Source organism: Pseudoalteromonas sp. NEC-BIFX-2020_015, from assembly GCF_012952265.1.
Taxonomy (GTDB): domain Bacteria; phylum Pseudomonadota; class Gammaproteobacteria; order Enterobacterales; family Alteromonadaceae; genus Pseudoalteromonas; species Pseudoalteromonas neustonica.
In genome coordinates this window covers 1-790 of sequence record NZ_JABCJL010000086.1, presented here as the reverse complement: position 1 = coordinate 790, position 790 = coordinate 1, and the positions used below count along the sequence as shown (strand labels likewise).

1 rRNA gene is annotated in these 790 nt (G+C 51.9%); it reads right to left on the bottom strand.

Features of this window, described 5'->3' with window-relative positions:
- Positions 1-39: 39 nt before the first annotated feature.
- Positions 40-790: ribosomal RNA gene (locus HH219_RS21655) — 23S ribosomal RNA — on the bottom strand; the annotation flags it as partial.

Here is a 790-nt window from a genome sequence, read left to right as displayed (position 1 = left end):
TGCGCTATCAACTATCACATAAAACGCGTTTGGCGTTGTATGGTTAAGCCTCACGGGTAATTAGTACAAGTTAGCTTAACATATCACTATGCTTCCACACCTTGCCTATCAACGTTGTAGTCTCCAACGGCCCTTCAGAGAGCTTATAGCTCTAGTGAGAACTCATCTCGAGGCCTGCTTCGCGCTTAGATGCTTTCAGCGCTTATCAGTTCCGAACGTAGCTACCGGGCAATGCCATTGGCATGACAACCCGAACACCAGCGGTTCGTTCACTCCGGTCCTCTCGTACTAGGAGCAACCCCTCTCAATTCTCAAACGCCCACGGCAGATAGGGACCGAACTGTCTCACGACGTTCTAAACCCAGCTCGCGTACCACTTTAAATGGCGAACAGCCATACCCTTGGGACCGACTTCAGCCCCAGGATGTGATGAGCCGACATCGAGGTGCCAAACACCGCCGTCGATATGAACTCTTGGGCGGTATCAGCCTGTTATCCCCGGAGTACCTTTTATCCGTTGAGCGATGGCCCTTCCATTCAGAACCACCGGATCACTATGACCTACTTTCGTACCTGCTCGACGTGTCTGTCTCGCAGTTAAGCTGGCTTCTACCATTACACTAACCGTACGATGTCCGACCGTACTTAGCCAACCTTCGTGCTCCTCCGTTACTCTTTGGGAGGAGACCGCCCCAGTCAAACTACCCACCAGGCACTGTCCGTAACCCCGATTCAGGGGCCAACGTTAGAACATCAAAACTACAAGGGTGGTATTTCAAGGACGACTCCA